The organism is Bacillus sp. C-3-6 (assembly GCF_054509685.1).
Map to the genome: position 1 here is coordinate 397,311 of NZ_CM137247.1, position 24,493 is coordinate 421,803.

Consider the following 24,493-nt stretch of genomic DNA (forward strand, 5'->3'; position numbering starts at 1 on the left):
ACATTTTCTTATACAAACAATCAAGTACAGCAGATTAGAAAACAAACAGGCGAAGCAACGAGACAAGCGCAAGGTGTATCTGAGACTCTTGCAGAGATTTCTTCAGGCGCTGAGCAATCAGCAGCATCAATTCAAGCAATTGTTTCTGCTGTTGATACAACGACGTCTATTGCAAGTGAAGTAGAAGAAAAAGCGAAGCAGTCTGATACGTTGTCTTCAGAAATGGTTCAAGCTTTAGGGCATAGTACTCGTGTCTTTACGTCTTTAATTCAAGGTATTCAAACATTGGCAAAAGAAAATGAAGATTCCATGCAAAATGTACAGAAGTTAGAAGAACGAATGAAACAAGTAGAACATATTGTGTCTGTTGTGAGTGCGATTGCTAGCCAAACGAATTTATTAGCACTAAATGCTTCTATTGAGGCAGCTCGCGCAGGAGAGCATGGAAGAGGTTTTGCGGTTGTTGCGGAAGAAGTACGTAAACTTGCTGATGAAAGTGATCATTCTGCAAGAAACATATCTCAGTTATTACGGAATATGCAAGATGAAGTACAACAAGTTGCAATGAAAATGACAGAACAAGTGAAAATAGCTAAAGAAGAGGCGAAACGTGGGGAAGCTACGGAATTAATTTTAAAAGAAATGTCATCAAGTGTTATGGAAGTAGCCGATGCAACTCAGCAAATTAGTAGTTATATGAATGAACAAGTGAGCCACATTCATCAAACAGGAGCACAAACAAAAGCTGTAGCAGCAATTGCTGAAGAAACGTCAGCTGGTTCGCAAGAAGTGGCGCGTGTGACGCTACAACAGTCTAAAAATATGATAGTAATCGATCAATTATTAAAGGATTTAGAGAAGCAAGCAACTGATTTGAAACAAACAATTGAACGATTTTCAATGTAAAAGGAAGAACAGAATGCTGTTCTTCTCTTTTTTATTTAGTTTGATTTAATATTTACAGTTAAACTATGAACGTTTCCGCAACATTCTTTTCTCTCCCTTTCGGATGAAAATTATAGCGAGCTATAATATTAAAAGGGGTGTCTTTTATGAAAAAAGAAAAAAGACAACGGTTAATTAAACAATTTGTAAAGGAGTATGAAATAGATAAGCAAGAAAGATTAGTAGAATTGTTAGCAAAAAAAGATGTATTAGTAACACAAGCTACGGTTTCTCGCGATATTCGTGAGTTAAACTTAACGAAGGTACCTTCTCAAGAAGGATTAATGATATATAAAGTTTTCTCAGAAGAGCATTTACAAACTGATATAAAGTTAAAGAAAAAATTACGAGAAGTTGTTGTGAAAATTGATTGTGTAGATCAATTAATGGTTATTAAAACATTACCTGGTAATGCACATGTTATTGGTGTTTTATTTGATGAGTTAGATTGGAAAGAAAAAATAGGATGTATATGTGGAAATGATACATGCCTTATAATTTCACAGTCGAAATCAGATAGGGAGATTATAGAAGAAAGATTAAATTTAATTATTTAGATGCAAAAATCCTGTTTTTAATAAAATTAAAAACAGGATTTTTGTTTAAATGCGGAAGTTAAATATTCAACATATATGCGTAATATATGTGTTTTTTATTGAAAAAGCGAGAGAGTTTGTTATAAAAATACAAATTCGTATGATTTAAAAAAAATAACTTGTTTAATATTTCACAATGATAATGTGGATGCTTTCACAAAGATAAAAGTGCAGAGCATTTATTATGTACTTGTAAGACATCAAACATATTTAAAAGGAGGTACAACAAATGAAACATCCGATACATGTTACTTCAGAAATTGGGGAATTACAAACGGTTTTATTAAAACGACCGGGTAAAGAAGTGGAAAACTTGACGCCAGATTATTTGCAGCAATTATTATTTGACGATATTCCATACTTACCAATTATTCAAAAAGAGCATGATTATTTTGCACAAACGTTACGCAATCGGGGTGTTGAAGTTCTTTATTTAGAAAAACTAGCCGCTGAGGCGTTAGTAGATAAAAAACTTCGAGAAGAATTTGTTGATCGTATTTTAAAAGAAGGACAGGCTGACGTAAATGTTGCACATCAAACTTTAAAAGAATATTTACTTTCCTTTTCAAATGAAGAATTAATTCAAAAAATTATGGGCGGTGTACGGAAAAACGAAATTGAAACAAGTAAGAAGACACATTTATATGAATTAATGGAAGATCATTATCCGTTTTACTTAGATCCAATGCCTAATTTATATTTTACTCGTGATCCAGCAGCTAGCGTGGGCGATGGCTTAACGATAAATAAGATGAGAGAACCAGCGCGTAGACGTGAATCATTATTCATGGAGTACATCATTAAATATCACCCAAGATTTGCAAAACATAATGTACCAATCTGGTTAGATCGTGATTATAAATTTCCAATTGAAGGTGGCGACGAGCTAATTTTAAATGAAGAAACAATTGCGATTGGAGTGTCTGCTCGTACTTCAGCTAAAGCAATTGAACGTTTAGCTAAAAATCTCTTTAGCCGACAAAATAAAATTAAGAAAGTGTTAGCAATAGAAATTCCAAAATGCCGAGCATTTATGCATTTAGATACAGTATTTACAATGGTTGATTATGACAAGTTTACAATTCATCCAGCCATTCAAGGGCCAAAAGGGAATATGAATATTTATATTTTAGAAAAAGGATCAGATGAGGAAACTCTTAAAATTACACATCGTACTTCTTTAATGGAAGCATTAAAAGAGGTATTAGGCTTAAGTGAATTAGTTCTTATTCCATGTGGAGGAGGAGATGTAATTGCTTCTGCTCGTGAACAATGGAATGATGGCTCGAACACATTAGCAATCGCACCAGGTGTAGTTGTTACATATGATCGCAACTATGTATCCAATACGTTATTACGGGAGCACGGTATAGAAGTAATTGAAGTGCTAAGTTCGGAATTATCTCGTGGTCGTGGGGGTCCACGTTGCATGAGTATGCCAATTGTTCGTAAAGATATTTAGTATAAATAACGGAGAAAGTAGGGATGAAGTATGTTAATGACTAGACCAAATTTAAAAGGAAGAAGCTTTCTAGCAGAAAAAGATTTTACACAAGAAGAATTGTTATATTTTCTAGATTTGGCAGCAGAATTAAAAGAGAAAAAGAAAAATGGTATCCCGCATCATTATTTAGAAGATAAGAATGTAGCGCTCTTATTTGAAAAAACCTCCACTCGTACGCGCTGTGCATTTACAGTAGCATGTACAGATTTAGGGGCGAATCCTGAATATTTAGGGAAAGGTGATATTCAGCTTGGGAAAAAAGAATCCGTAGAGGATACAGCAAAAGTGTTAGGGCGTATGTTTGACGGAATTGAGTTTCGTGGATTTAATCATGAGACTGTAGAATCTTTAGCACAAAATTCTGGTGTGCCAGTTTGGAATGGATTAACAGACATGTGGCATCCAACACAAACACTAGCAGATTTATTAACAATTAGAGAACATGTAGGGAAGTTGAAAAATGTGAAGCTCGTTTACGTTGGAGATGGACGAAATAATGTTGCTAATAGCTTACTAGTTGGTGGAGCAATCGTTGGAATGGATGTACGTATTTGCACACCAGAATCTTTATGGCCTGCACAAGAAGTAATTGATTTAGCAAAAAAATATAATGAACAGGTAATGATAACAAGTAATGTGGAAGAAGCTGTTGCGAATGCAGATGTAATTTATACAGATGTATGGGTGTCTATGGGGGAAGAAGAAAAATTTGCTGAACGTGTCGAGTTATTGAGACCTTATCAAGTAAATATGAAAATGATTAAAGAAACAGGGAATGAAAACGTGATTTTCTTACATTGTTTACCTGCATTTCATGATGTTGAAACGATGTATGGCGAAGAAGTTTACGAGAAATATGGGTTGAAAGAAATGGAGGTAACTGACGAAGTATTCCGCAGTAAACATTCAAAAGTATTTGATCAAGCTGAAAATAGAATGCATACAATTAAAGCGGTTATGGCAGCTACTTTAGGAAACATGGAGTAAAGAAGAAAGGGAGTCTTCCTTTCTTCTTTCTCCTCCTTTAGACACTATCATTCACTATTGCTTTTGTATTGTTATTACAATTAAAGAGAGGTGAGTGGAATGGGTGAAGATAAGAAATTAGGGTTGTTTACACTAACGGCTCTTGTAGTTGGGTCTATGATTGGCGGTGGAGCCTTTAATTTAGCGAGTGATATGGCAAAAGGTGCTGGTGCTGGAGCCATTATTATTGGCTGGGTTATAACAGGAATTGGAATGATTGCACTTGGATTATCTTTTCAAAATCTAACTGTAAAACGGCCAGATTTAGATGGTGGTATTTTTAGCTATGCAAAAGCAGGATTTGGTAATTTTATGGGATTTAATAGTGCGTGGGGATACTGGCTATCTGCTTGGCTTGGGAATGTAGCTTACGGTACATTATTATTTTCTTCATTAGGATATTTCTTCCCGATCTTTGAAGGCGGTCAAAATGTAGAATCCATTATTGGTGCAAGCGTATTATTGTGGTGTGTTCACATGTTAATTTTACGTGGAGTTCAATCAGCAGCACTTGTGAATTTAGTAACTACAATCGCAAAATTAGTACCTGTATTTGTATTTATTGTCATAGGAATCTTCGCGTTTCATATTGATACATTCTTAGATGGATTTTGGGGGCAAACTGGTTCTTTTTCATGGGGAGCAGTTGGCAGCCAAGTTAAAAGTACAATGCTTGTAACTCTATGGGTATTTATTGGGGTAGAAGGGGCTGTTGTTTTATCCAGTCGAGCAAAAAATAGAAGTGATGTAGGGAAAGCAACGGTTATTGGTTTAATTGGTACACTCATCATTTACATTTTAATCACATTATTGTCTCTTGGACTTATGCAGCAAGCAGACATTGCAGGTTTGAAAAATCCGGCTATGGCTTATTTATTTGAAAGTGTTGTTGGAAAATGGGGTGCTATCTTTATTAATTTAGGTTTAGTCATCTCTGTATTAGGTGCTTGGTTAGGTTGGACTTTGCTCGCTTCTGAAATTCCATATTTAGCGGCTAAAGATGGAGTATTTCCAAAATGGTTCGCAAAAGAAAATAAAAATAAGGCTCCAGTAAATTCATTATGGATAACAAATGGTTTAATACAAATATTCTTGTTAACATTCGTCGTTTCTGATCAGGCGTATAACTTTGCATTCTCTTTAGCATCTTCAGCTATTTTAATCCCATATGCTTTTTCAGCATTTTATCAACTGAAGCATAGCTTAAAGTCTGAAGAAGCAGATCGAAATAAAAATATAATAATTGGCTTGATCGCAAGTATTTATGGCATGTGGTTAGTTTATGCAGCCGGTTTAGAGTATTTATTATTAACAATGACTTTATATGCGCCAGGTATTTTTATTTTTTACAATGTTCAAAAGCAAAAGAGTTCGAAGCAAATATTTACTCGAGTGGAATTAGCATCATCCGTAGCAATTGGTGCTTTAGCATTCTTTGCGATTTATGGATTAATTACAGGCAGTATTACTTTATAAAGCGCTGTGAAAGCGAAATCAACTGGAGGGCTGGAATATGGTACGAAGAAAAATTGTAGTTGCACTAGGGGGAAATGCGATACAGTCTGGAGAAGCTACTGCGGGAGCGCAGCAAGAAGCGTTGGAAAAAACGGCGGAACAACTTGTGAAAATAATGGAAAATGATGTGGATATAGTAATTGCGCATGGAAATGGCCCACAAGTGGGGAATATTTTATTACAGCAAAAAGCTGCAGAAACGGAAAAGACACCTGCAATGCCATTAGATACTTGTGGGGCAATGAGCCAAGGGATGATTGGATATTGGATGGAAAATGCGATTGAAAAGGCATTGAAAAAACGGAATATAAACAAAGATGTAGCAACGGTTATAACACGTGTTGTTGTGGATAAAAAAGATGAGGCATTTAAAAATCCAACTAAACCAATTGGTCCTTTTTATACAGAAGAAGAGGCCAGAAGATTAATGGATGAAACAAAAGCAGTGTTTAAAGAAGATGCTGGTAGAGGATGGAGACGTGTTGTTCCATCACCGAAGCCTGTAAGTATTCATGAACATAAAGTGATTAATTCTTTGGTCGAAGATGGAAACATAGTGATAGCTGTGGGCGGAGGTGGAATTCCAGTAATTGATTCTGAAGAAGGGTTAAAAGGAACTGAAGCGGTTATCGATAAAGATTTCGCTGCGCAGAAATTAGCAGAATTAGTAGATGCCGATACGCTCGTTATTTTAACTGCAGTTGATCATGTGTATGTAAATTATAATCAACCGAATCAAAAAAAATTAGAGCATGTCACAGTGAATCAATTAGAAGAATATATTGAAGAACAACAATTTGCTGCGGGAAGCATGCTTCCAAAAATTGAAGCTGCTATTAATTTTGTTAATACAAATCCAAAAAGAAAAACAATTATTACGTCTTTAGAAAAAGTATATGAAGCACTAGAAGAAAAAGCCGGTACTATTATTTCAAAACAGAATGTATGCATGTGTATTTAAAATTATTATGTACGCTACTTAGTATTAAAAAAGAATGGAGTTAGTAACTTCATTCTTTTTATTTATTAATATTTTTTGTATTCATTGTTCATAAAGTTTTCATGATGAAATCTGAATATACAAGTTAATTATGATAAAATTCAAATTGAATACGCTTTCTTGATTTTTCGCTCCAACATACAGCAAGAGAGAGGGAATTTTATGAATAGACGGAACGTAGTGAAAGACTTAAAGCAGTTCGAATTATTTGCTCATTTAACAGAAAAAAAATTGAAAGGCTTAACAGAGTTTGTTTATTGGCGAACTTATAAAAAAGGTCAATTTTTATTTTTAGAAGGGGATTCAAGGGAAAGAATTTACTTCATGTTAGATGGTTTTGTAAAGTTAGAGCGGGTTAATCAAAATGGGAACTTATTATACGATGACTATGTAAAGCGGTATTCTATTTTTCCTTATGGTGGTATGTTTACAGACAGAGGATATAACTATACAGCAGAAGCAATGACGGATGTGGAGGTATATTATATTCCAACGGTAATCTTTGAAGATATGGTAAAATCCAGCAGAACGCAATTGATGTACGTTGTTCAGCAATTATCATCTATATTAAAATTGAATGAAAATCGAGTGCAAAATATTACAATTCCTAATGCACAAGATCGTGTTATCCAAACGTTAAATTATTTAATGCAGGATTTAGGAGAACAGAGTGGGGAAAAGATTGTAATTTCATGCCCACTTACAACAATTGAAATATCCAAAATATCTGGAACATCTCGAGAGACAGTTAGCAGCGTATTAAAACAATTAAAAAATGATAGCATTGTTACAATTTTAGATAAAAAAATTACAATACACAATCCAACATATTTTGAAGAAATCTCAATGTGAAAATTGTATATTGATTTTTTAATTCATAATGTATATTAATAAGGTTCTTTATATATTTATAAGGAACTTTTTTACGTTATCCTCTATAAAAAGATTGTATAGTATGGTAATAATAGCTAAAATCGATAATAAAAAACAAAGTGAAGGGGAGAAAGAATGATTCGTATTGAGTATGATCGATTAGTAGCTATTTTTTACAGTATAGGGGTTTTGTTATTATTAAAAATTCCAAATGATAATGAATTAATTGGGGAAAAACTATTCAATGTCTATAAGGTTCCAATACATACGTATGTTTATATGGATTATAAAGTCTCAAATATATTGATTGTTTCTTTCATACTACATGTAATTGCATTTATAATATTTTTAAAATGTCTAGGAAAAAAGGAGTCTAGTACATTTAGAAAAATGAATAAGATAAAAGTAGTAGGCATTAGTATTTTGATTGTAATGATGCCGTTTATTTTAAATAACATCATCCAGACATTAAATAAAACATGGTACTACGCAGGAAAAACAGGGGTAGAAGCAATAGAATATAAAAAAGAAGATAGCCAGTGTAGAATGGAGAAAAATGGAGATAATATCGAACCGAAGTGCATTGTTACTTTAAAAAATTATCGTAATCATTCACAAGCATTAAAAGTTGTTTTATATGATAATGCAAACGAGAATTCAAAAAGTTATTCAGTACCGAAACCAGTCTATTTACAAAAACACGAGACAAAACAATTCGAATTTCAAGTTCCTGTTTCTTATAATAATGGTATTGAAAAAGATAAAGTACCAGATATTAAATTACATTTATTGCATGAAAATGATACGAAGTACAATTAATCTGTAAGTAAAAGTTTATGAGTAGGAGCAATAATTTGAAACGATATAGAAAATCAACTTGAATCATCCAACATACTGCAAGGTAACGGTATATTGGATGATTTTTTTATGTTATCCCCTTGTTTCACGTATGAAAAGGAGGAATACTTTGTTGGAAATGAAAAACATCACAAGGATCATACATGGTTTTTACTTTACGCAATCTGTGAAAGTTAGAGCCATAATAACTAGTTTGCCAATTTTTAATGTCGATATCGGGCCAGTTCACATAGTCACCTAGTGTATAAGGATCTAAGCTTTCTCGTAAATCTTTAACCCAGCGTATATTTTGATTTTCTTCATCATCGCATTTCCAAGAGGTAATGTATTCTTGAGCAATAATTGCTTTACGATGAAAATAAGCCGTTTCATTCGGCGAAATATTTTCAACAGCACCTATGAGCGATTGATGCCAAATACTAGCATCTTTATTTGGTACATGAGAAAGAAAGTATTGCATGATTTGAATGCCTTTAAGGGGAATAGGTTTATAGACATAGGAACCAGAGCGCTTGAAATTTTCAGGGATGTTACCGCCATTAAAAAATTCGACAGCCTTTATATAAGGAACTTCTTCTATAAAGAGAGAGGGGCTACCAGTTTCAAGAAGAGGGGATAATAGGGAATGGAGTTCAGAGGGAGAACCGACAAACTCGCCTTGTGCTTCAATTTTATTTCGTTGCTTGGCGAATAATTCGATCGATGAAGTGAGACGTTCATCTATATAAGGTGCCCAGTTTTGCCACGCTTGAAATGCAGCAATAAAGTCTTCCCATTCCCATGTAATTGAGAAAATTGATACATTTTTTATCGGGTGGACTCGAAAAGTTAAGGAAGTGATAATTCCGAAGTTTCCACCACCGCCACCACGGCATGCCCAAAAAAGGTTAGAGTTTTCTTGTTCATTTGCACGAATGAGTTTTGCACCAAATTTTCCACACGCTTGTACCATTTCCACTTCCATTAATTGATCACATGTTAATCCAAATAAGCGCGAAAGCATACCAATACCACCGCCAAGTGCTAATCCAACAATTCCAACGCTTGCACTTGTACCAGCAGGAATTGTAACACCGTAATTCCAAAGTTCTTTATAAACAGTGCCAAGATTTGCACCAGCCTCAATTGTTGCTGTTGATTTCTCTGTATTAACAGTAATGCGATGCATTTCACTCACATCAATAATAAGTCCTCTATTTAAAAGAGAAAAATTTTCATAGCTATGACGTCCACTTCTTAACCGAAATGGTATATGACGTTCACGTGCCCATTTTAAGGCGTTACAGATATCCTTGCTATTTTGACAAAAAACAATAATACAAGGGAATTTTGGAATACTTAAATTTAAATTCATTCGGGCTACATTGTAGTCAGGATCTGTGGGAACAACGATACGACCTGTTAATTTTGTTTGCTTCAATTTATTACTCCTTTCTAAAATAATCAGAGCTTTTTATTAATATATGAAAAATGTCTGTAATACGCGTGGACAAGGAGAGGTGGAGAATGAGATTTACCTTTGTGAGAAATAAATAAAGCATAAGAATAAAGAATCTACATAGAGTTCAATGAAAACAGTTGCAAACTGTTCATATTTTGTTATGATAGTGTTACGAAAACGTTTGCATAAAAATTCCGATGGGATGCAAAAGGAGAGAAGGACTATGAATAAGACATGGTGGAAAGAAGCAGTTGCTTATCAAATTTATCCACGAAGCTTTATGGATTCAAATGGTGATGGTATTGGAGATTTACAAGGTATTATTGCAAAACTGGATTATTTAAAAGATTTAGGTATAGATGTAATTTGGATTTGTCCAATGTATAAGTCACCTAATGATGATAATGGTTATGATATTAGTGATTATCAAGATATTATGGATGAGTTTGGTACAATGGCAGACTTTGATGCTTTACTAGATGAAGTTCATAAGCGTGATATGAAGCTTATTATTGATTTAGTTATTAATCATACGAGTGATGAACATCCATGGTTTATTGAATCACGTTCATCTAAAGATAATCCGAAGCGTGATTGGTATATTTGGCATGATGGTAAAGATGGTGCGGAGCCAAACAACTGGGAAAGTATTTTTAATGGTTCGGCATGGGAATATGATGAAGAAACAGAACAATATTATTTACATCTATTCTCACGTAAACAACCAGATTTGAACTGGGAGAATAAAGAAGTTCGCGAAGTACTATATGATACGGTTAATTGGTGGCTTGATAAAGGTATTGATGGTTTCCGCGTTGATGCGATCAGTCATATTAAAAAAGAAGAAGGCCTTAAGGATATGCCAAATCCAAAAGAGTTAAAATATGTGCCATCTTTTGATAAACATATGAATGTGAAAGGTATTCAACCTTTATTAGAAGAGCTAAAAGAAAATACATTCTCTAAGTACGATATTATGACTGTTGGTGAAGCAAATGGCGTTAAGATTGAAGATGCTGAGCTTTGGGTTGGAGAAGAGCAAGGTAAGTTCAATATGGTATTCCAGTTTGAACATTTAAGTTTATGGGATGCAGAGAAGAAGAAAGACCTTGATGTTGTAGGATTGAAAAAAGTATTAACGAAATGGCAAAAAGGATTAGAGAATAAAGGATGGAACGCTTTATATATTGAAAATCACGATAAACCACGTATCGTTTCAACATGGGGAGATGATAAACAATATTGGCGTGAAAGTGCAACAGCTCTAGGAGCGATGTATTTCTTTATGCACGGTACACCGTTTATTTATCAAGGACAAGAAATTGGTATGACAAATGTTCAGTTACCAAATATTGAAGATTACGATGATGTAGCAATTAAAAATTTATATCGCGAGAAAATTGCAGAGGGCGTATCACATCAAGATATGATGGAGATTATATGGGCTTCTTGCCGCGATAATTCACGTACACCTATGCAATGGAATGATGAGGTGAATGCTGGTTTCACAACAAGTACACCTTGGTTTAGCATGAATCCAAATTACAAAGAAATTAATGTTGAAAAGCAAAAAAATGAAGAAAAGTCTATTTTCAATTTCTATAAGAAAATGATTGCCCTGAAAAAAGAGCACGATGTACTGAACTATGGTACGTACGATTTACTTTTAGAAGACGATCCACAAATTTATGCATATACACGTACGTTACAGGATGAAAAAGTCATTGTAATTAGTAATATCTCAAAAGAGGAAGCTGTGTATAATGAGGATTCATTTGCACTAGAACGCAAACGTTTGCTTTTAAATAACTATGAAGTTGCGGAACATGAAGAGGTAACAACAATTGCTTTAAAACCTTATGAAACAAGGGTTTATCGCATTTCATAATAAAAAAGGATGCTCTTTGAGCATCTTTTTTTATGAAAAAAAATAAATTTCTATTGCAAAGTGAAAACGCTTTTATTAAAATAGATTTATGAAAACGGTTGCGTAAAGATAAAAATAAAGTAACATAAGGAATCGTTTTCATAAAGGGAACAGAAATTATAATTTAAATCATTATGTTGTTATAAATAAAGGGGAGGAAGAACAGATGAAAATTACGTCTTTTGATTTTTGGCAAAAGTTCGGGAAAGCGTTATTAGTTGTTGTAGCCGTAATGCCAGCAGCTGGTTTAATGATTTCCATCGGTAAGTTAATTGGTATGTCTGCTGGGGATGTTAACGCAGTTCATACAATTGCTCGCGTAATGGAAGACATCGGTTGGGCAATCATTACAAATCTACACATCTTATTCGCAGTAGCAATTGGGGGATCTTGGGCGAAGGATCGTGCAGGTGGTGCATTTGCAGCGCTATTAGCATTCGTCTTAACAAACCGAATTACAGGAGCTATATTTGGCGTAAACGCTCAAATGTTAGCGGATTCAAAAGCGACAGTTTCTTCAGTAATAGCAGGAGATTTACTTGTAAAAGATTACTTTACTTCTGTACTTGGTGCACCAGCATTAAACATGGGAGTTTTCGTGGGGATTATCACAGGTTTCTTAGGAGCTAATCTATATAACAAATATTATAACTATAATAAACTGCCACAGGCATTAGCATTCTTTAATGGAAAACGATTTGTACCATTCGTTGTAATTCTTTGGTCTACAGTTACTGCGATTGTATTATCACTTCTATGGCCATTCATCCAAAGTGGGTTAAATGAATTTGGTCGCTGGATTGCAGCTTCAAAAGATAGTGCACCAGTTGTTGCACCGTTTGTATATGGAACGTTAGAGCGTTTATTATTACCATTTGGTTTACACCATATGTTAACGATTCCGATGAACTATACAGAGCTAGGCGGAACATATACGATGCTAACTGGTTCAAAAGTTGGACAAGTTGTAGCAGGACAAGATCCATTATGGCTTGCATGGATTACAGATTTAAATAATTTATTGGCAAATGGAGATACGAAGGCATATAACGATTTATTAAATAACGTTGTACCAGCTCGTTTCAAAGCTGGACAAGTTATCGGCTCAACAGCAGCGTTAATGGGGATTGCATTTGCGATGTTCCGTAACGTTGATAAAGAAAAGCGTGCAAAATATAAACCAATGTTTTTATCAGCAGCATTAGCAGTATTCTTAACAGGTGTAACAGAACCAATTGAATTCATGTTCATGTTTATTGCTCCAGTATTATATGTTGTATATGCTATTACAACAGGACTTGCATTCGCACTAGCTGATTTAATTAACTTACGTGTTCATGCATTCGGATTTATTGAGTTAATTACTCGTACACCAATGATGGTTAACGCAGGTTTAACAAGAGACTTAATCAACTTTGTTATTGTTTCATTAGTGTTCTTCGGTCTTAACTTTACACTATTTAATTTCTTAATTAAAAAATTCAACTTACCAACACCAGGACGTGCAGGTAACTATATTGATAATGAAGATGAGGCATCAGAAGGAACAGGAAATGTACAAGATGGTTCATTAGCAACAAAAGTTATCGATTTATTAGGTGGAAAAGAAAATATTGCTGACGTAGATGCTTGTATGACACGCTTACGTGTAACAGTAAAAGACTTAGATGTTGTTGCACCAGAAGCACAGTGGAAACAAAATGGTGCTTTAGGGCTTATTGTAAAAGATAAAGGTGTACAAGCGGTATATGGTCCGAAAGCTGACGTATTAAAGTCAGACATTCAAGATATGTTAGGTGCGTAATAATATGAAATTGCTAACTTTAAACTGTCATTCTTGGCAAGAAGAGAATCAAATAGAAAAGATACAATACCTTGCTAAAGTAATTCAAGAAGAAGAGTACGATGTCATCGCATTGCAAGAAGTAAGTCAGTCCATACAAGCTGAAAATGTATGCGGTAACAAGAAAGAAGATAATTTTGGACTTTTACTATTAGAAGAGTTAAAAGCGCTACATGTAAAAGATTACAATATTACTTGGGATTTCTCTCATATTGGTTATGACGTGTATGAAGAAGGGTTAGCGATTATAACGAAGCATAATATTATAAAAGAAGATACGTTCTTCATTTCAGAAAACGAGGATACAACGTATTGGAAAACGCGTAAAATTGTAAGTACAACAATTGCTTATAATGGTAAGGATATAACGTTTTACTCTTGCCATCTCGGTTGGTGGAATGATGAAGAAGAGTCATTCAAAGGTCAAGTCGATCGTTTGATGGAGCGTGTAGATAGCAATAAGCTCGCCTTCTTAATGGGGGATTTTAATAACAATGCTCGCTTGGAAGGCGAAGGTTATGAGTATATGATGCAAAAAGGGTTGTATGACACATATGAATTAGCAATAGAGAAGGATGAAGGAACGACTGTCCAAGGCGAGATTGCTGGTTGGGATGAAAATAAACATAATTTGCGAATCGATCTAATATTGTGTAACCAAAGTAAAAAAGTTCATTCTTCAAAAGTTATTTTTAATGGTACAAACAGAAATGTAATTTCAGATCATTTCGGTGTAGAGGTTCAATTGGATATATAATAGAAGAAATCCTCACAGAGAATAAAAGCTGTGAGGATTTTTTTAGGAATACAAGTATTTCCAAGAGAAAATACTTGTATTTTTTATGACATTTCATATATATTTGTTATTATTGAATGTAAAACCGATTTGGTCATTTTGTATTCATACTTTGACTCACTTCGTTATATAATAAAGTAAGTGAAAGTTAATGGGAAAAAATAGTACGTTTTTGGTTAATACACGATGTAGAAAGTGATATAATTGCAAAATGCATGTATCATTTTCTAAAGAAGGAAAAATATATAATTAGGTGATAACTTCTATGAAACAGATTTGGCGTATTTATAAGACAGATTTACGGAATGTAGCCAAACATTGGGCTGCAATTGTTATTGTTTTAGGATTAATGATTTTACCATCGTTATATGCATGGTTTAACATTAAAGCTTCTTGGGATCCGTATGGAAATACAAAAGAGGTTCCCATTGCAGTTTCTAACCAAGATGCAGGTTCTAATTTAAGAGGGAAAGATATTAATATCGGGAAAGAGATTGTAGACTCCCTTAAGAAAAACAAAAATCTTGGCTGGAAATTTGTAGATGAAAAACAAGCAATTTACGGAGTTGAGCGTGGGGATTATTATGCAAGTATTACGATTCCAAAAGACTTCTCTGAAAAAATTGCAACTGTTCTGGATGAAAATCCTAAAAAACCAGAACTGGATTACTATGTGAATGAAAAAGTAAACGCGATTGCACCGAAGATTACAGCAAAAGGTGCATCAGGTATTACAGAAGAAATTAGTAAAAACTTTGTAAAAACAGCAAACGGTGAGATTTTTAAAATTTTCAATGATCTTGGAATCGATTTAGAAACAAACTTACCAAGTATCGAAAAAGTAAAAGATCTTGTATTTAAGTTAGAAGCGCAGTTCCCAGAAATGAATACACTCATGGATAAGGCATTAGATGATGCAACTCGAGCAGAAGATGTTGTGAAAGTAGCGCAAAAAGAGTTGCCAGTTGTAGAAAGTGTTATGAATGATGGGCAAGAAGCGTTAGGGAATTTAGATAAATTCTTTGCGAGAAATGATGAAACATTGAATCGCGCTCCGGGAACTATTAAAAATAATTTAACAGTAATGCAGCAGGGATTGGATGCTGCAGCGAAAATTACGGATTACTTAAAAAATCCGGCATTTGACTTTAATCTGACATTGCCAGATCCAGCTAAATTACCAGTCTTACCTAATATAACTATTCCACAAATACCAGAGATTCCAGCATTACCACAAGTGAATGGTGAAGGGTATAAAAATATTGCTAAAAATATTGATCAAACTGTAAACACTGTTTTCAATTCTACTCGTGTTGGAACGGCATATGTAAAGAGTGTTATGGATGGCCTTCAAAATAAAGGCGTGGATCCAGCTGTAGCACAGAAAAATGTGCAGGATGCTTCAAAGCTCCTCCAAGAGCGTATCGATAGTGTTTCATATTTGATTGATTTCTTTACAGCTTTCAAGGAATCAGCTTCCACGGAATTCGGTAAACAGTTCTTTGGAAACAGAGTGGAAAGTTTAACGGTGCTTAAAAATTCTATGGTGGATGCTAACAATAGGGTTAAGCATGTAGGAGATTTAATTAGTTCCGGACAAGAAGTTAAACAAGATGTGCGAGATGCTGTAAATCAAAAATTAGATGCAGTAAATAATTTAGTAAATCAAGCTGAAAAGGATTATAATGCAACGTTTGTAGCTGATTTTGAAAAAGCAGTAAGTACAGCTGAGCAACTGAAAAGTAAGGCTGAAAATGCGCAAGAAAATGCACAGCAGCTTAGAGGCAATTTAAATCAAGATATAAATAAGGCTAATGAGATATTAAACAATGGTAGAGAGAAATATGATAAAGCTGTAAATGATTACAGTAGATTAAAAACGGAGCTTGAAAAAGCAAGAGAAGACTTAAGTAACAAAGGTGTTAATGGATTAGATTCTACAAAAGTAGCCTTAAATGATGTGAATGGACAGTTCAAAGCAGGATGGAATTTAGTTAATGACATGATTCCAGTTCTGGAAAGTACAAATAAAGTGTTAGCTGATGTGAATAGTGATAAAAATCTTAATGGCACAATCGCTAAGTTAAATAAAGTAAAAGATGGTTTCCAAAAAGGAATCGATTTAACTGATAAAGGAATTGACGCTATTAATAAAGGTCAAAAACCAGCAGCAGATGTTATTGAAAGTATTAATCAAGTGTCTAAAAGTGTTTCGGGCCAAATTGGTGACATTTTAGCTAAATATGACTCAGAAATCACTCCAAATTTCAATGCAGCAATTGCTCGCACAAAAGAGATGTCTAAAAACACATCTCAAATTTTAAAAGAGGCAGACAAAAAGCTTCCAGATGTTAAAAAGTTACTAGAAGATTCATCAAAAGGCTTGGTAGACGGTAGAAAGAAATTAGTAGACATTAAAGCTGAAATGCCGGAGACTGAGAAAAAGATTAAAGACTTAGCAAATAAAATTCGTGATTTTGAATCTGAAGAAGATATAAAAGACATCATACGCTTATTGAAAAACGATGTTGAAAAGCAAAGTGATTACTTTGCGAATCCAGTCAATTTAAAAGAGAATAAATTATTTGCGATGCCGAACTACGGTTCAGCGATGTCACCATTCTATACAGTGCTTGCATTATGGGTAGGCGCATTATTAATGGTTTCATTATTAACGGTAGAAGTACATGAAGAGGGCGCAAATTATAAGAGCCATGAAATTTACTTTGGACGTTTATTAACATTCTTAACGATAGGTCTTTCACAAGCGTTTATCGTATCGATGGGAGATATATTCTTACTCGGTACGTACGTAGTCGATAAGTTCTGGTTTGTGTTATTTAGTTTATTTATTGGTGGAGTCTTCGTTTGTATCGTATACTCACTCGTTTCTATTTTCGGAAACGTTGGGAAATCGATGGCGATCATTTTACTTGTACTACAAGTAGCAGGATCGGGCGGAACATTCCCAATCCAAATGACACCAGCGTTCTTCCAAGCAATTTATCCGTTCTTACCGTTCACATATGCAATTAGTGCAATTCGTGAAACAGTAGGCGGAATGCTATGGGATATCGTAACGCGAGATTTACTTGTGTTAAGTGCTTTCGTAGTAGTTATGATTGTTGCTGCGTTATTACTGAAAACACCAATTAACAAATCAAGTGAAAAATTCGTTGAGAATGCAAAAGGAAGTAAAATCATTCACTAAGAAAAGGTTCCTACCGAGAGCGGTAGGAACCTTTTTGTTTAATCGAACTTTAATTTTTTTAATGCGTCTGCGAACGGGTTGTTTAATGGTTCTTCTTCTTTTTTCTGTTGTTTCATATATTTTTGAACGTCACGTTTATCAGCTTTGTTTCCAGATTCTTTTTTACGTCGCTCTTGGAATGTTGATAATTTCTCGCGATAGCCACATTTACATGCAAAGATTTGACCTGCACCTTCACCACGTAATTCTAGTTTCTTCTTACATTGCGGACAGCGAGCGTTTGTTGTACGAGATACATTTTTACGATGACCACATTCACGATCTTGGCATACGAGCATTTTTCCCTTTTTGCCGTTTACTTCTAGCATTGGTTTACCACAGTCTGGACAAGACTTCGTTGAAATGTTGTCATGTTTATATTTTTTATCACTCGATTTAATTTCAGAAACAATTTCTTTCGTATAGTTCTTCATTTCCGAAATGAATACTTCTTTCTTTAATTTTCCTTTTGCAATTGCCTCAAGTTTTTGTTCCCACTCACCAGTTAGTGTAGGTGATTTTAATTCTTCTGGTACTAAATCAAGTAACTGACGACCTTTTGATGTAATGTGAATATCTTTACCACGTTTTTCAATTAAGAAAGAGTTGAAAAGTTTGTCGATAATATCTGCACGCGTTGCTACAGTACCTAATCCACCAGTCGATTTTAATGTATCAGCGAGTTGTTTATTTTGCGTATCCATATATTTTGTAGGATTCTCCATTGCTGAAAGTAAAGTTGCTTCATTAAAGCGTGCAGGTGCTTTCGTTTGACCTGATGTTTGCATAATTAACTTTACAGTTAATGTATCGCCCTTTTCAATGCGAGGTAGAAGCTGCTCTTTTACGTCATCAGTTACATCATCGTCTTCAAATCGATTTTCGTATACTTCCTTCCAACCAGCATGTAAAATTGTTTTTCCGCGTGCAATGAACGTTTCACTACCAACTTTAGTACGTAATGTTAGTTGCTCGTATTCGAATGCTGGGAATAAAACAGCTAAGAAACGTTTTACAACTAAATCATAAATTTTGCGTTCTTTATCTGTGAATGCTGAGAAGTTAACGTATCCTTCTGTTGGAATAATCGCATGATGATCGCTTACTTTACTATCATCAACAAATGATTTGTTAGGTTTGATAGGCTTTTGTAATACTTTATGTGCGAAGGGACGGTATTCTCCAACACCACATGCTTTTAGACGTTCTGGAAGTGTTCCAACGATATCAGATGAAATGTAGCGTGAATCTGTACGAGGGTACGTTAGCACTTTATGCTGTTCATACAATTTCTGCATAATATTTAATGTTTCTTTAGCAGAGTAACCGAACTTTTTATTTGCATCACGTTGCAATTCAGTTAAATCATAAAGACCAGGAGAGAATGACTTCTTCTGTTTCTTATCAATTTCCACAACGGTAGCATTTTGTTTATCTAAACTTTTTACAATATCATCAATTTTTTCTTTATTAAAACTACGGCTATTGCCATTTGTATCTTGCCAAGTAAGTTTGAGTTTCTCCATTGTTTGAGCTTCGATGCCGTAGTAAGTTTGTGCTTTGAAGTTCTTTATTTCATCCTCACGACTAGCGATCATTGCAACAGTAGGAGTTTGCACATGTATACTGTTTTTAGGGCGAAATTTAATATATTCTTTTAATAGTAATGATATCAATAATAATTTCACCCATGTACATTTTTATTTTGGGTATAAAAAGTAAATAAACATAGTAATAGAACTTACGGGAGGGAACTATGAGATTTGTTGTAAGGGAATTTGATGAAACTTCAAAAAACGGAGAAATATTCAGTAGTATTGGTATCGGAATTAAAGAAAATAGTTATCTAATATTTCCTTCACCTCTTTCAAATTTTATAAAAAGAGAATATAAAAATAAGGGAAAGTCTATTAATAGTCAAAGAAATGCAGCTTATGTAATAACAAGATTTTTAAATCATTTATATAAAAATAAAGATAGTTATCCTGAATTAATTATAGGGGGGCTAAGCAGTTTAACTCTTCAACATGGAGCTGATTATATCTCCTATTTATCATTAAAAAGTAGAGCAGGTGAATTAAAGAGTGAATATGTAAAAACTGAGATACAGTATCTAAACAAACTTTTCCATTGGTTGAAGTCAGAAAACATAATTCACCAGGCCTTTAGTGTGAATTACCAGACCGTTTATTATGGTCAAAAAAGCAGGAAAATAGAAACTAACATTTTTGAAAACACTAATGATTTAGATATTATTTTACCAATAAGAAATTCCATTCAAAATAATGTTATTAAAGACTTCGGTAAAAATAGAAATAGACTAATTATAGATTTTATTATGACAGCAAAGCGTATTGAACCATTAATGGCGTTAGGTATAGCTTTACAATTCTTTGGGGGATTAAGACGTTCTGAAGTCATTAACTTAAAATGCTCTAGTTTAAAATGGACTAATAGCAACCTAATAATTGAGATTAGAGACAATCAAAACATCTTATTTGCAGATGCAATAAACAAGGCGGATATTCAAGTTAAATATCCAAGAGATCAAATGTGTATTTGTCCTGAAATTGTAAAGCCCCTATGTGAAGAACATCTAAAAATGCTAACTAAACTAACTAAAGGAACTTCCGAAGCACTTTTTATCTCAGCGAGGAATTTCAAAGCTTTAAGGGGAAAAAGATATTCAGCAAAAATTGATAAGATTAAACAACAATTTTTAAATGACTTACTAGCAAAAAATCAAGTCGAAGATTATATACTGTTAACAAACAATAAATGGTCTACACATATTGGCAGGGGCGTTTTCACGAACATATTAATAGATTTGGGTCTAACTCCTACCCAAATTGCATTAGCTAGAGGCGATAGAAGCTTACAGTCTGCATTAAGTTATGTAGATGAAAATACATTACTTAGCTCTATGAATTTAGCAATTAATAATTTTGACATACTAAAGGAAGTGTAGGACTTGCCTAATCATATGACATTAAAAGAGGTTTCAACTCTCCTTAACTTATCAATATACCAAACTAGATTATTTCTTAAAGAAGCCTTAATACAAAAAGTAAGTATTAATAATTCTAAAGAAATTGTTTATGATACCAATATTATAAACAATTTACGGAATGTTCTTGAAAAACGATATAAAGACAATTGCTTAAATAAATATACTCCTAAAGAACTTATCACGTTAGGATGCACTCAACACGATAGAGATATTCTTAAGAGCGAACATACTGAGCTTTTCGATAGATATAGGACTTTTACTGGAGTCTCTTATTTCTATGACAAATTAGAAGTAAATGCATATTTAGCATCTAAAAACTGTAGTTGTGAATTATTATCACTTTCGCAAATAATGGAATTAGTGGGTTTTAAAACCCACCACCAACTTCAACAAGCATTAAATGATTGCGATATTAAAGAAGTAAAAAGAGGATATAGCTCTTTCAAGTATTATAAGGAATCAGATATAAAATCCTTTATTGACTTAGTTAAAAAAAGGTATTCATTTAATAAAGCCAATCGTTTGAGCACTCAGCAAGTGCAGGAACTAGGATTTAAAAAAAATGATAGGATAGTACTTCAAAAGGTTAAGGCAGAACATATCGATAGAATTAATGAGTACGCTGGGGTGCTCGCCTTTTATGATAAAGTCGAAGTGGAGGGAAAGTTAAAATCCAGAAAAATTTTAACTCATACTATCTGCGAAAAGGATGCTAAAGAACATTTAGGCTATACAAATACTAAAAAGTTCAAAAAGGTAATTCAAGAATATGACATTGCATTAACTTCAAACGGGAAATATGAAATTAATTATTATGACAAATCAAGTATAGATTCCTTGAAAAATATTATAGATAAAAATTATGAACATAACCTTGAAACCAAAATAACTGGTGGTCAAATAAAAGTCTTAGGATATTCTAAAAAACTTATTCGTAAATTAACCCCTATCCATACAAGGCCTATTGATAACGTATATAAGTTTGCGAGTGCCGTTATTTTCTATGATAAGGAACAATTTCTCGATCTAAAGAAGCAATATCGCGATCTAGCTGAAACTAATAATGTTTTAACTGAATATTATACTTCTAGACAATTAATGGAATTGCTTGATATACCAAGTAATATTAATAGATATATGGCTAAACTTAGGATCCCTCCTATAAAAATTTCTCCATTAGGTCAAAATTATTGGCCCAAGGATGAGATTGATGATTTTGTTAAAAGGAGGACGGATTTATATAACTACTACGATTCGAATTATTATTTAATTAGTGAAGTAGAATATTTACTAGGATATAAAATAAGTAAGTTCTACAGAATTTGCTCAAATTTTAACATTCCCGTTATTTCTGAAGAATTACCGATTGAAGTGAAATTTAAAAAATTCTATAAATCTCATGTAGCTTTTCCGAAAGATAAAATCGATGCCATTCTTGCAAGAATAAATGACAAACAACGGCAAATTACTATTAATAATCAAACGACCAATGTTTTGGAATCTATTAATGATATACAACAGGATTCAACTATTATCCCACGAGCAGAGAGTTCATTCCAGATGCTTGAATATTTAGAGAAGGAAAAGAATGCACTGATTACTGAGAAAATCAAAAAACATGTTTCACCTATAGAAACTAATCAATCAACTACTATTACGGATCCTATTGATGTTATAAAATATGATCCAAACACCATCTCAGAAATAAAGAGCTCACTTCAAGTACTTGGGCATTTAGAAGATGAAAAAATCGTACAAATTATAGAGGAAATAACAAACTATTCAACGCCCTCTATAAATGACAAAATTAAAACCATAATTTCCGAAAAAGATTTAATAATCCAATTAGACTATTCAAGAAAACAGTTTGATGAAAATAAAGAAAACTTTCGTATCTTAAAGTTGGAGTACGAGAATCTTAATTATTATTTGCTAGAAGATTGTTCTAATCTTTTAAAAAAGTTATATGAAGAGCAAAATAATTTATTAAACTTAAACTATACTTATGATGAAGCAATTACTAAAGTCCCCAGCCCTGTATTAAATAAAAATAGAGAAAAGTTTCAAATACCATCTCATTTGAGGTTCGGTCGGCTAAAAAAACTTAGAATTGTATATCCTAAGAAAGTTATTGATGATTATTTAAAATCATTAAAATCCCCCAATTTAATTGAACAATATAAAAATGAATTGGAGTACACTACCCTCCCAGATAAAATCTTTTTGAAAGCAGTCAAAGAATTAGGTTTGCATTTTCCAAATTTAGTTAAAGGTACAGAAAAGGCATGGCATAATTTTGTTTCAAAAAAATTATTAAGTTCAAACGGAAATATTAAAACGATCAAGAAACTTTTTGTTCGATTTATTAAAATAACAGAATTACTACAGTCGACATTAATTTCAAAAGAAATTATGGGCATGACTTCTAATGAGATTAATTTCGTATTTTTAAACAATAAAGTTCCAGGTGCTTACAAAGAATCTTTATATAGTTTCTTTAATCACTTGTTTTCAAAATTTCCCAATTGTAAGTACTTGGTTTCAAAACTTAATAACCCCCATGTGGAAAAAAAAGAGCGTTTAGCAAACTCTAAACACAATAAGAAAATCTATTCGACTAATGAGTTTTTAACACTACTGGACTATGTTAAAGACAGTAAATTCCATAAAGAAAATGCTATTTCTGAATATAAAGCAAAATCAATGGATGGGACAAAGGGGAATTATGAATCAATTTGGTTATACGTAATGCTTCATTTAAATAACGGATGGAGAAGTACTGATTTTATTGAAAAGATACCTCGTATCCCCTTGTCTATCCCTGTGCAGGATTATAAATCATTTGAAAATCACAATTTAACCTTAGAGGAAGCTACAAAAATCATCTGGGAGTTAAAATCAAACTTAATGAATGTTTATCATAACAAAAATGGTAAAAAGGCTTTTTTCTTTATTTCTGAAGATATGATTGTACCTGTAGCTAATGCCATAGTTTTATGTGAACTTAAGGCTCAATTGATAAATTCAAAAAGAAATAACTTAATTGATTTAGGTAATTCAAACGAATTGACTACTAGCATGCATGATAAATTTTTCGGGAATTTTCCTATAAATAATTTTAAATTTAAATCGCTAATGGCTAACAGTACATTTATAACCTTTGTGAATTCAATCCTAAAACAAAAAACAAATCGTAATCCTTTGGAGATTACTAAATTCATTAGAAATCATGATTCTTTAGACACTACCAACAGATATGTCCATGTAAATGAAGAACATCTAAATAAAATTAGTAAGCAATTATTCGATAAAGGCTATTTTGGTTATACCTACGATTATTTAAAACAAATTGTTATTGGTGAATCTCAAAATAATTTTATGGAAAACAATGAAAAAAATCTGTTAGCCACAGTTTTTGGAGACATATATAAAATTGAAAATTTCTCCATAATGTTAAATGCAATTGAAGAACAAAAGAAACCATTATACGAGTTCGTTAAGAGTTTATCACAAGAACAACAGAGAGAAGTATTGGATTTAATAAATATGAATCAATTGCCGGCCAAAGAATCTTTTTGGCAATGTATTCTTGGTGATTGTTTATATCTAGATAGAAAATGTAACAGTTGTCCATTTGCAATCCCACATTTCTATGTACTAACAAAGACTGTTTACAACCTAAATAATTTGATACCTAAATTAGAACAGATTAAAAACATTTCTTATAAAGGCGAAAGGGTTAGATTAGCTAATTTATTATACAAAAACCTTTCCTTAATAAGTACTGCTAAAAAACAATTTGGAGAAAATGTACTAAGCTCATTTTTAGGCAAGGACTACTCAGATTTCTTAAATAACATACGCAGCTTAGATAGTATAAATGAAAATCTAACAATTGGAGGCAATTAA

Annotated in this window: 15 protein-coding genes and 1 pseudogene; 14 read left to right on the forward strand and 2 right to left on the reverse strand. The window is 33.2% G+C overall.

All coding sequences use genetic code 11. The features are described from left to right. Nucleotides 1–333 precede the first annotated feature (333 nt). The 8 genes and pseudogenes from ACW0JX_RS02110 to ACW0JX_RS02145 form a co-directional block, all read left to right on the forward strand. Nucleotides 334–906: pseudogene (locus ACW0JX_RS02110) on the forward strand (methyl-accepting chemotaxis protein); the annotation flags it as partial. A gap of 146 nt (nt 907–1,052) precedes the next feature. Further along, complete coding sequence (gene argR, locus ACW0JX_RS02115; protein WP_000711826.1) at nt 1,053–1,502, forward strand: arginine repressor; 450 nt, start codon at nt 1,053–1,055, stop codon at nt 1,500–1,502. Between the two features lie 268 nt (nt 1,503–1,770). Further along, the gene (arcA, locus tag ACW0JX_RS02120; RefSeq protein WP_000682331.1) at nt 1,771–3,003 is read left to right on the forward strand and encodes an arginine deiminase; all 1,233 of its coding nucleotides are present in this window, start codon (nt 1,771–1,773) and stop codon (nt 3,001–3,003) included. A gap of 30 nt (nt 3,004–3,033) precedes the next feature. After that, on the forward strand, nt 3,034–4,032 hold the full coding sequence (argF, locus tag ACW0JX_RS02125) for an ornithine carbamoyltransferase (protein ID WP_000930283.1): 999 nt from the start codon (nt 3,034–3,036) through the stop codon (nt 4,030–4,032). Between the two features lie 99 nt (nt 4,033–4,131). Continuing rightward, the gene (gene arcD / locus ACW0JX_RS02130; protein ID WP_095691476.1) at nt 4,132–5,547 is read left to right on the forward strand and encodes an arginine-ornithine antiporter; all 1,416 of its coding nucleotides are present in this window, start codon (nt 4,132–4,134) and stop codon (nt 5,545–5,547) included. A gap of 37 nt (nt 5,548–5,584) precedes the next feature. Beyond that, nucleotides 5,585–6,547, forward strand: coding sequence for a carbamate kinase (gene arcC / locus ACW0JX_RS02135; RefSeq protein ID WP_095691475.1), 963 nt, complete (start codon nt 5,585–5,587; stop codon nt 6,545–6,547). Nucleotides 6,548–6,748: 201 nt separating this feature from the next. Further along, the gene (locus ACW0JX_RS02140; RefSeq protein ID WP_001081906.1) at nt 6,749–7,438 is read left to right on the forward strand and encodes a Crp/Fnr family transcriptional regulator; all 690 of its coding nucleotides are present in this window, start codon (nt 6,749–6,751) and stop codon (nt 7,436–7,438) included. A 156-nt stretch (nt 7,439–7,594) separates the two neighbouring features. Continuing rightward, a complete protein-coding gene (locus ACW0JX_RS02145) occupies nt 7,595–8,278 on the forward strand; it encodes an ABC transporter permease (RefSeq protein WP_459245293.1) in 684 nt (227 codons plus the stop codon). 124 nt (nt 8,279–8,402) lie between these two features. Here the strand turns inward: ACW0JX_RS02145 and ACW0JX_RS02150 are convergent, their stop codons facing one another. Continuing rightward, on the reverse strand, nt 8,403–9,737 hold the full coding sequence (locus tag ACW0JX_RS02150; protein WP_459245294.1) for an FAD-dependent oxidoreductase: 1,335 nt from the start codon (nt 9,735–9,737) through the stop codon (nt 8,403–8,405). 244 nt (nt 9,738–9,981) lie between these two features. Between ACW0JX_RS02150 and ACW0JX_RS02155 the strand changes: the two genes are divergently transcribed. The 4 genes from ACW0JX_RS02155 to ACW0JX_RS02170 all read left to right on the forward strand — a co-directional run bounded on the left by ACW0JX_RS02155 (nt 9,982) and on the right by ACW0JX_RS02170 (nt 17,535). Then, entirely contained in the window at nt 9,982–11,646 is a 1,665-nt protein-coding gene (locus ACW0JX_RS02155; protein WP_459245295.1) for a glycoside hydrolase family 13 protein, read from the forward strand. 205 nt (nt 11,647–11,851) lie between these two features. Beyond that, nucleotides 11,852–13,489 carry a PTS transporter subunit IIBC gene (locus ACW0JX_RS02160; RefSeq protein WP_000705569.1) on the forward strand — a complete coding sequence of 546 codons (1,638 nt, stop codon included), beginning with the start codon at nt 11,852–11,854 and terminating at the stop codon, nt 13,487–13,489. A 4-nt stretch (nt 13,490–13,493) separates the two neighbouring features. Continuing rightward, entirely contained in the window at nt 13,494–14,285 is a 792-nt protein-coding gene (locus ACW0JX_RS02165) for an endonuclease/exonuclease/phosphatase family protein (RefSeq protein ID WP_000771987.1), read from the forward strand. A 304-nt stretch (nt 14,286–14,589) separates the two neighbouring features. Continuing rightward, nucleotides 14,590–17,535, forward strand: coding sequence for a YhgE/Pip domain-containing protein (locus ACW0JX_RS02170; RefSeq protein ID WP_076875927.1), 2,946 nt, complete (start codon nt 14,590–14,592; stop codon nt 17,533–17,535). Between the two features lie 38 nt (nt 17,536–17,573). On the opposite strand, the gene topB is transcribed toward ACW0JX_RS02170, so the two are convergent. Continuing rightward, entirely contained in the window at nt 17,574–19,262 is a 1,689-nt protein-coding gene (gene topB / locus ACW0JX_RS02175; protein ID WP_459245296.1) for a DNA topoisomerase III, read from the reverse strand. Nucleotides 19,263–19,330: 68 nt separating this feature from the next. Here topB and ACW0JX_RS02180 point away from each other — a divergent pair, with 68 nt between their 5' ends. Next, complete coding sequence (locus tag ACW0JX_RS02180; RefSeq protein WP_002201913.1) at nt 19,331–20,542, forward strand: site-specific integrase; 1,212 nt, start codon at nt 19,331–19,333, stop codon at nt 20,540–20,542. A gap of 3 nt (nt 20,543–20,545) precedes the next feature. After that, the gene (locus ACW0JX_RS02185) at nt 20,546–24,493 is read left to right on the forward strand and encodes a helix-turn-helix transcriptional regulator (protein ID WP_459245297.1); all 3,948 of its coding nucleotides are present in this window, start codon (nt 20,546–20,548) and stop codon (nt 24,491–24,493) included.